Raw genomic sequence first — 8,029 nt, 5'->3', positions numbered from 1 at the left:
TATTGTTTCCGGGAAATTATGTCCCGTATCCACGTGCATCAGTGCAAATGGAATTTTACTGGGATAAAAAGCTTTTTTCGCTAAATGCGTAACCAGGATAGAATCTTTTCCTCCAGAAAATAGGATGACAGGATTCTCGAACTGCGCCCAGACTTCCCTCAAAATATAGATCGCTTCTGATTCTAATTCGTCTAAATAATTTAAATAATACTTGCTCATTATCCTCAAATTTTGAGTTTATCTTCAAAATGTAGAATTATTCTTTTTACTGCGTTTTCCAAATTCTCTTCTTCAGTTTTTATTTCCAAATCAGGGCTTTCAGGATTTTCATAAGGAGCATCAATTCCGGTGAAATTCTTAATCTCTCCAGCTCTTGCCTTTTTATACAAACCTTTGACATCCCGTTTTTCACAGATTTCCAAGGGTGTATTCACAAAAACCTCCATAAAATTTTCTTTCCCAATAATCTCCTTGACCAGCTCCCTGTCCTTTTCCCGTGGGGAAATAAAAGAAGCAATAACTACAATCCCTGCATCTACAAAAAGTTTAGAAATTTCAGCTATTCTACGTAAATTTTCTTCCCGATCCTCAGGTGAGAATTTCAAGTCTTTATTGATACCTGATCTCATATTATCACCATCTAGTGGAAAAGTTTTAATGCCGGTTTGAAATAATCCCTTTTCCACTAAGTTAGCCAGTGTTGATTTCCCTGAACCCGATAGCCCTGTAAACCAAACAACAAATGAATTATGTTCGTTCAATTTGTTTCGCTCTTCCTTATCAATATGAAAGCTTTGTGGAATTATATTATCCATAATTTAATTTATTGAAAAACTTTGTTTCAGCTCAACCATTTCTTCTCTGATCTAATCCAAAATTCATTTTATACCAGATCCTTTCATGAAAATAATATAAAATCATTTTTGTAACTACCTCCGCTACTCCTATCTGTAAACCTATCATAGGATCTCCTGAAATAAACCAGGCCAAGATCATAGTATCTATAGTTCCTACTACTCTCCAAGTTACTGTTTTGGCCATGTGTCTTTTTTTACTATCACCATTTTCTGTAACCCCTGCCCTAATTTTAAACCACACCCTTTCATGTAAATAATAAAATAACATTTTCGTAACCGCTTCAACAACACCAATCTTTAATCCGGTATTGAAGTTTCCAGAGATCAACCAGGATAGCAAGATTGTGTCTAGAGTTCCTATAACTCTCCAAGTTATGGATTTGGCAATATGTCGCTTATAACTTCTATCCAAGTCTGTTAATTAAAAAATCGGTGTTAGTAGTTTTCGGTTATTTCAGTAAGCTTGAAGTCTATTACCTACATACCAACGCTTTATAGATAATCTGTATTGCATGCGATACACCATTCCATTATTTAGACTGGGACAAACATCTGCTTTTCCTTCAACATCACGACTAAGTCCTAAAGAGTTGCTTTCAGAAACAATCTCTATCTTCCGTTAAATCAAGCATTTTAGACCTTCACTATAGTTAAGAATCCCTTTAAACACAATATATCCATTAAAGAAAGTTCATTTCTGCCAAGAACATAAATTTCTCCAAACACAGCTTTAGGGCCGACTATCAATAAAATATAAACCGGAAACTCACCATTTTTTAATGAATTATTAAGTATTGTTCAGTTGTCTACAATACATTTACTCCAGTTCTCTTCCCATAGAGCTGAATTTGTTTATTCTCTTAGCTAATATTCAGAATATTAGTAGATATTAGATATTCATTAATAATAATATTCGCTTTTTAATCAGTCATTTTATGAGAGGAATCATACTCCTTATTATAATATTGAAGATCTTCATTATTAAAATTGTTCTTAATCCTTCTGTCAGCTTCGACAATTATTGCAAGATTTTTCCTTATATATAATTTCTAATTTTACATTAACGATAATTACAGGTAAGCTCCAAAATTATAATCTATAATATTATTTCATCATCAATTTTAAAGGTTTAACTTCCTATTGCATAAAATTCAAATCCAATTGTTTCTTTTGTTTCTCTCTCAAGCAATCTTCTACCATCAAATAAGAAAGCGGGTTTTAGCATTTCATCATATACTTTCTGCCAATCCAGGTCTTTAAATTCGTCCCATTCCGTCAATACAGCTACAGCATGAGAATCTTTAGTAGCTTCATAAGGAGTGTTCACTACTTTCACCCGGGAACGGTTCTCTTCTGAAGGACGGCTGTTTAGATAATCCAGGTCAGCATAGATCTGTTCGGTTTTTACTTTAGGATCGTAGACCACAATTTCTGCCTGCTCATTTAAAAGATAATCAGCCACATAAATAGCAGCCGATTCCCGCGTATCATTGGTATCTTTCTTAAATGCCCATCCAAGTAAAGCAATTTTTTTACCGGAAACGGTATTAAATAAAGTTTGAACAATTTTTGCTGCAAACCTTCTTTTCTGATGATCATTCATTAATATTACCTGCTCCCAATAATCGGCCACTTCATTTAAGCCAAATGATTTAGAAATATACACAAGGTTTAAAATATCTTTTTGAAAACAGGAGCCTCCAAAACCAACCGAAGATTTTAAGAATTTAGGACCTATTCTGGAATCCATTCCTACGGCTTTAGACACTTCATTTACATCAGCCCCAGTTTTTTCGCAGAGTTCACTCATTGCATTAATACTTGAAACCCGCTGTGCTAAAAATGCATTGGCCGTTAATTTCGATAGCTCGGAAGACCAAACATTAGTAGTTAGTAATCTTTCTCTGGGCACCCAATGCGCATAAATATCTACGAGTGCTTCCACAGCTTCTTTTCCTTCAGTTGTATCAATATCTCCCCCAATAAGCACTCTATCGGGAGTCATAAGGTCATCAACTGCAGTTCCTTCAGCTAAAAATTCAGGATTAGAAAGAATTTGGTAATTCACACCATTCCCGGTGTTATCAAGGATATTCTTTAAAGCTTCAGCAGTACGAACTGGTAGGGTAGATTTTTCCACTACAATCTTATCATTTTTAGAAACCCGCGCTATTTGTCTAGCACAAAGCTCAATGAACTTTAGATCAGCTGCCATACCTTTTCCAATGCCGTAGGTCTTTGTGGGTGTATTCACCGAAATGAAGATCATGTCAGCTTTATCTATAGCAGCGTCGACATCAGTGGAGAAGAATAAATTCCGATCACGAGCCTTCTTTACAATCTCAGATAAACCAGGTTCATAAATTGGAATATTTTCTACATCCTTATCATTCCAGGCTGCAATCCTTTTTTCATTAATATCTACAACTGTTACATTAATCTCAGGACATTTCTGAGCGATGACCGCCATTGTTGGACCTCCAACATAGCCTGCACCAATGCAGCAAATGTTTTTTATTTTCATCTTAACTGTTTAAGTCTCTCGTAGAACCTTTAATCACAAAGGCTTTTAAAAGAGTAATATTTATTATAAATATTTCATTTGCCCCATATCACTTTAATTTAATGGCATGGAGACTATAACTTTTTATCACACCTATCCCCAAGAACTCCTTTTACATCATAAACAACAGTATTTCCGTTTTTCAACTGATCAAGATCCATTTGCAGGAATTCTTTATGTGCAACTGCCAGCACAACCGCATCATACTTTTCTGTTGGAAGTTCTTTTACTGTTTTCAGTCCGTATTCATGACTTACCTCCTCTGGGTTTGCAAGTGGATCGTAGATAGTAACATTAGTTCCAAATTCCTTTAGATTCTTTATTACATCTACCACTTTTGTATTTCTTACATCAGGACAATTCTCTTTAAAGGTAATTCCCATAACAAGGATATTTGCTCCTTTCACCTTTTGATCGTGTTGCAACATTAGTTTAACAACCTCTGAAGCTACATATTGTCCCATAGAATCGTTCATCCTTCTACCAGCCAGGATAATTTCAGGATGATACCCTATTTCCTGGGCTTTTTGTGCAAGGTAATAAGGGTCAACCCCAATACAATGTCCTCCGACCAAGCCTGGCTTAAATGGAAGGAAATTCCACTTAGTACCTGCTGCCTCCAAAACATCCTGGGTATCGATACCCATCATATTAAATATCTTGGCAAGTTCATTCACAAAAGCGATATTGATATCCCTTTGAGAATTCTCTATTACTTTAGCAGCTTCAGCAACTTTAATGGTTGGTGCTAAATGAGTTCCGGCTGTAATTACTTCAGCATAAAGCTCATTAACCCTCTTGCCTATTTCAGGAGTTGAACCTGCAGTAACTTTCAATATTTTATCTACAGTATGTTCTTTATCTCCAGGATTAATCCTTTCCGGGGAATAGCCGACAAAAAAATCTTTATTAAAAATAAGTCCGCTATGCTTTTCAAGAACAGGAACACATTCATCTTCTGTTACACCGGGATACACCGTAGATTCATAAATAACAACATCCCCTTTTTTCAGTACTTGTGCAACAGTTTCACTACTTTTATAAAGGGGAGTAAGATCCGGTCGATTATTTTTATCCACTGGCGTAGGCACTGTAATTATATAATAATTGCAATCTTCGATGTCCTTCAAATCTGCTGAACAAAACAAGCCTTTACCCTGTGTCAACGCTTCTTGCTCAACTAAGGCTGACTGTAGGACATCATCTTCTACTTCTAAGGTAGCGTCGTGACCGCTCATCAATTCATTAATCCTTGCCTGGTTTATATCGAATCCAACAACAGGATATTTAGTGGCAAACAACCTTGCTAAAGGAAGACCAACATAACCAAGACCAATTATTGCTATTTTTTTATTGTTCATTTATAATTTTTATAAAGAAGTAAATATTTTAGAATTTTTAAATTCAAGGAAAGCATAAATCATTATTTTTCCAAATTGAATATTTTGTATTAAGGCTTCAAATTTCCCCAGTACCAGGCAATTGCCTCCTTCAGGCCCTCATCAATTCGGTGACTCGCATCATATCCTAGTAAATTTTCAGCTTTCTCAACTGAAGCCAATGAATGTGGAATATCCCCAGCACGCTTAGGTCCGTGCTTCACCTCAACTTTGGCTATTTCCGGGTCAAACTCAGAAAGGTGTTTTTTAAGCAATTTTGTCAATTCTACTAAATTGGTTCGTTCTCCCACTGCAGTGTTATATACTTCATTTATTGCGTCTGCATTATCTGTGGTTAGCGCAAGTAAATTCATTTGAAGTACATTATCAATATATGTGAAATCTCGTGAATAGGTTCCATCCCCGTTAATTACAGGACTTTCATGGTTCATAAACTTCATTACGAATTTTGGGATAACGGCAGCATATGCGCCATTGGGATCCTGTTTTCGTCCGAAAACATTAAAATATCTCAAGCCTATAGTATCTAATTTGTATGCATCCTGAAAGATATCCGCATATAATTCATTAACATATTTAGTAATAGCATAGGGTGAAAGTGGTTTTCCTATTTCATCTTCAACTTTCGGAAGTTTTTCTGAATCCCCGTAGGTAGAAGAACTGGCCGCATATACAAATCTTTTAACCCCTGCATCACGAGCCGCAACGAGCATATTTAAAAACCCGGATATATTGACTTCATTACTGGTAATTGGATCTGCAAGGGATCGAGGAACAGACCCCAAAGCCGCTTCATGCAACACATAATCAACATTCTTACAAGCCTTATGGCAGGTTTCAAGATTCCGTATATCACCCTCAATCAATTGAAAATTCTCGTTGTCCTTAATTGCATCAAGATTATGCCTATGTCCGGTAGCAAAATTATCTAAACAAACGACTTTGGTGTTTAAATTTATTAAAGTCTCACATAAATTTGAACCAATAAATCCTGCTCCGCCGGTAACCAAAACCTTTTTATTTTCTAATTTCTGCTGAAATTCAGTCATTTGAGAATTTTAAATTAACTTTTAACCGGCGGCAAAGATAGAATTTCTTTATGACCCTATTGCTAAAGAAACCTTAAAGCTTTAAAAACGTTAACAATCCTTTTAATTGCAGTAAGCTGAATTTAGAATCCCAAGCACGCTTTTAAATAACAAATTTATTGACTTGCTTTTAAAAAAAAAGAAAAAACAAGATGGCTTATTTCTAATTAATAACAGACAATTAATTCCTCTAGCCTGCTTAATTCATAAACCCACAAATTAATCCCTTTTGAGTCATTTCAGATGGCCTCAGTTGGTATAATGTGAGATTGTAGTGAGGTCTTGACGGGGATCTGTCCTCGAGGAAGTTGTTTTACAAGATTTTGGATATAGCTTTCCCGTTCCCCTTCTTCTCAGTAGGAGTTTTTTAATGGTTTTCAAAATGTAAAAGACCGTATAAGGTTGTGAATGGGCAGTTTACAGCCTTAAAATCCCGAACATTAACAGCAGGTTTTGAAACACCTCTTTCTGTGGAAAATCCTGTGGAAACTCAATTTTCACTTTGGTCTTGAGTATTTTTACCCTTGTAGCTATCTTAATGATTTTCAGCTGAATAGTTTCCATAGTGGACTTGCAAAACTCCGTTTGGGCAAGGGCTTCTTTTTGCAGGGAATGGATCAGCACATAGGCTGCTGAATGCAGAAACAACCGGAACTGGTTTGCCTTAAAGCTGTTGCACGACATCCGATCCGATTTCAAATAGGTTTTGTGATCTTTTATACGCAATTCGGCAGCTCCTCTAGCGCAGTAAGCCTCTTCGTACAATGCTTTGGCTCTAATACAAGTGATGTTGCTCACAATGTAACGCAGGTTGGTGCCCTTTTCAGTTACTTCCACTTTCACCACCACTCGCTCAAAGTGTTCCCAACTGGCTGCTTTGTATTGGAAAGAATGATACCGCTTCACTGGCTTACCGTAAGCTTTGAAGGCTCGCTCTGCACTTTCTCTGGTAATCCTGGTCATTTCATTCAAGCGCTTATTGCCTGAAAGCCCAGTTATAAAACCGATTTTCTCCTGGGTTTCTGCCCAGTCCATCAATTCTTTTGAACAAAAATGACTGTCTCCCCTGAGAATGATCAAGGTCTCGGGCCAGCTCTTGCCCAAATGTTCAATCACCCTTTTTAAAATACTGAAAACATTGACACTCTTACTCCTTCTTCCCGGCTTAAGTATGGAGGTGATCAGCTTACCGGACAGCCCCTCATAAATGTGCAACGGCATAAAACAATATCCGCTATAATAATGGTTGAAAAGGCTAAGTTGCTGATCTCCGTAAGTTTGTGCGTTAGTGTCATCGCAATCTAAAATAATCACTTTGGGCGGCTCCGCGTAGCTCGCTATAAACTGATCTGCAAAGTAATGCCCCATTTTATAGAGTTCCTTTGAAGAAATACTGTTTTCAAATCTACTCATAGTAGGTTGTGCAGAAAGACTGTTTTCTTTTTCACAACAAACCTTCAGAACCCCATCATTGCGGAGGCTATTACAATCATTGGTATCTTCATAGCCCGCAGCTATTTGCAGAGCGCGTTGAGTCACAAGACTTTTGATGTCGTGTTTAACATAGCTCTGGTGTCGTTCATCCTCCAGGCATCCAGTGATCCCGTCTATTAATCCTATGCTTTTACTTACTTCATTAAGAAGTAATAGTCCCCCATCGGTAGAAGTTTGCTCACCGGTAAATTGCACTTCAACTTTATTGTCGAGGAAGTTTGAGAGATTAAAAAGGGTGGTCTGAGGAGATTTTTGGGTTGCGGCTGTTGTAACTGTATTTTTTATTTTATCTTTATTCAAAATGCGGGTGGTTTGGTTACCTTAAATATACTGATATACAGTGATATAACAGTGTATTTGCCCCGCATTTTTTCGTTTTTATGAATTATTCAGGCTAGAGAACTCATATCAAAAAAAGGTAGAACTTAAAAATTCTAATGTCAATTTTAGTCATTAATTTATACTATTACTAAAGAACTCGCAAAAACCATTAATTCAATATTAAACTATCATTCCCGCAGCCACGGTTTCCTTTGTGCTTTCATCAATTAGTATAATGCTACCGGTATTACGGTTTTCTCGGTAAGTATCCAACATCATCCTTCTGGTAGTTCTTATTTTAACCCT

The 8,029-nt window shown here is 36.6% G+C and carries 8 protein-coding genes and 1 pseudogene; all 9 read right to left on the bottom strand.

Going from position 1 to position 8,029, the window contains the following annotated elements; translation table 11 throughout:
• On the bottom strand, positions 1 to 219 hold a 219-nt coding region (locus tag DET49_RS18125), incomplete at its 3' end, for a phosphoadenosine phosphosulfate reductase family protein (protein ID WP_166636615.1).
• Between the two features lie 5 nt (positions 220 to 224).
• Positions 225 to 818: an adenylyl-sulfate kinase gene (cysC, locus tag DET49_RS18120; protein WP_208109676.1), complete on the bottom strand. Its 594-nt coding sequence runs from the start codon at positions 816 to 818 to the stop codon at positions 225 to 227.
• Between the two features lie 28 nt (positions 819 to 846).
• Entirely contained in the window at positions 847 to 1,041 is a 195-nt protein-coding gene (locus tag DET49_RS18900; protein ID WP_317130343.1) for a DUF2061 domain-containing protein, read from the bottom strand.
• A gap of 63 nt (positions 1,042 to 1,104) precedes the next feature.
• Positions 1,105 to 1,269: pseudogene (locus tag DET49_RS18895) on the bottom strand (DUF2061 domain-containing protein); the annotation flags it as partial.
• A 717-nt stretch (positions 1,270 to 1,986) separates the two neighbouring features.
• The gene (locus DET49_RS18110) at positions 1,987 to 3,381 is read right to left on the bottom strand and encodes a UDP-glucose 6-dehydrogenase (RefSeq protein WP_133550239.1); all 1,395 of its coding nucleotides are present in this window, start codon (positions 3,379 to 3,381) and stop codon (positions 1,987 to 1,989) included.
• A gap of 113 nt (positions 3,382 to 3,494) precedes the next feature.
• Positions 3,495 to 4,781 carry a nucleotide sugar dehydrogenase gene (locus tag DET49_RS18105; protein WP_133550237.1) on the bottom strand — a complete coding sequence of 429 codons (1,287 nt, stop codon included), beginning with the start codon at positions 4,779 to 4,781 and terminating at the stop codon, positions 3,495 to 3,497.
• 89 nt (positions 4,782 to 4,870) lie between these two features.
• Entirely contained in the window at positions 4,871 to 5,869 is a 999-nt protein-coding gene (locus tag DET49_RS18100) for an SDR family oxidoreductase (protein ID WP_133550235.1), read from the bottom strand.
• A 456-nt stretch (positions 5,870 to 6,325) separates the two neighbouring features.
• On the bottom strand, positions 6,326 to 7,702 hold the full coding sequence (locus DET49_RS18095) for an IS1380 family transposase (protein WP_166636614.1): 1,377 nt from the start codon (positions 7,700 to 7,702) through the stop codon (positions 6,326 to 6,328).
• A gap of 201 nt (positions 7,703 to 7,903) precedes the next feature.
• Positions 7,904 to 8,029, bottom strand: a 126-nt coding sequence (locus tag DET49_RS18790) for an elongation factor 1-alpha C-terminal domain-related protein (RefSeq protein ID WP_410527969.1), incomplete at its 5' end; no start/stop codon positions are given.

Source organism: Salegentibacter sp. 24, assembly GCF_004362395.1.
Taxonomy (GTDB): Bacteria; Bacteroidota; Bacteroidia; order Flavobacteriales; family Flavobacteriaceae; genus Salegentibacter.
Note: the sequence above shows the minus strand (reverse complement) of the source record. Positions and strands in the feature narration are given on the sequence as shown.

What these genes read in the sequence shown, in the direction of transcription:
- DET49_RS18105 (WP_133550237.1), bottom strand. Translation starts at nt 4,781, where the DNA reads ATGAACAATAAAAAAATAGCAATAATTGGTCTTGGTTATGTTGGTCTT.
- DET49_RS18110 (WP_133550239.1), bottom strand. Translation starts at nt 3,381, where the DNA reads ATGAAAATAAAAAACATTTGCTGCATTGGTGCAGGCTATGTTGGAGGT.
- DET49_RS18900 (WP_317130343.1), bottom strand. Translation starts at nt 1,041, where the DNA reads ATGGCCAAAACAGTAACTTGGAGAGTAGTAGGAACTATAGATACTATG.
- DET49_RS18100 (WP_133550235.1), bottom strand. Translation starts at nt 5,869, where the DNA reads ATGACTGAATTTCAGCAGAAATTAGAAAATAAAAAGGTTTTGGTTACC.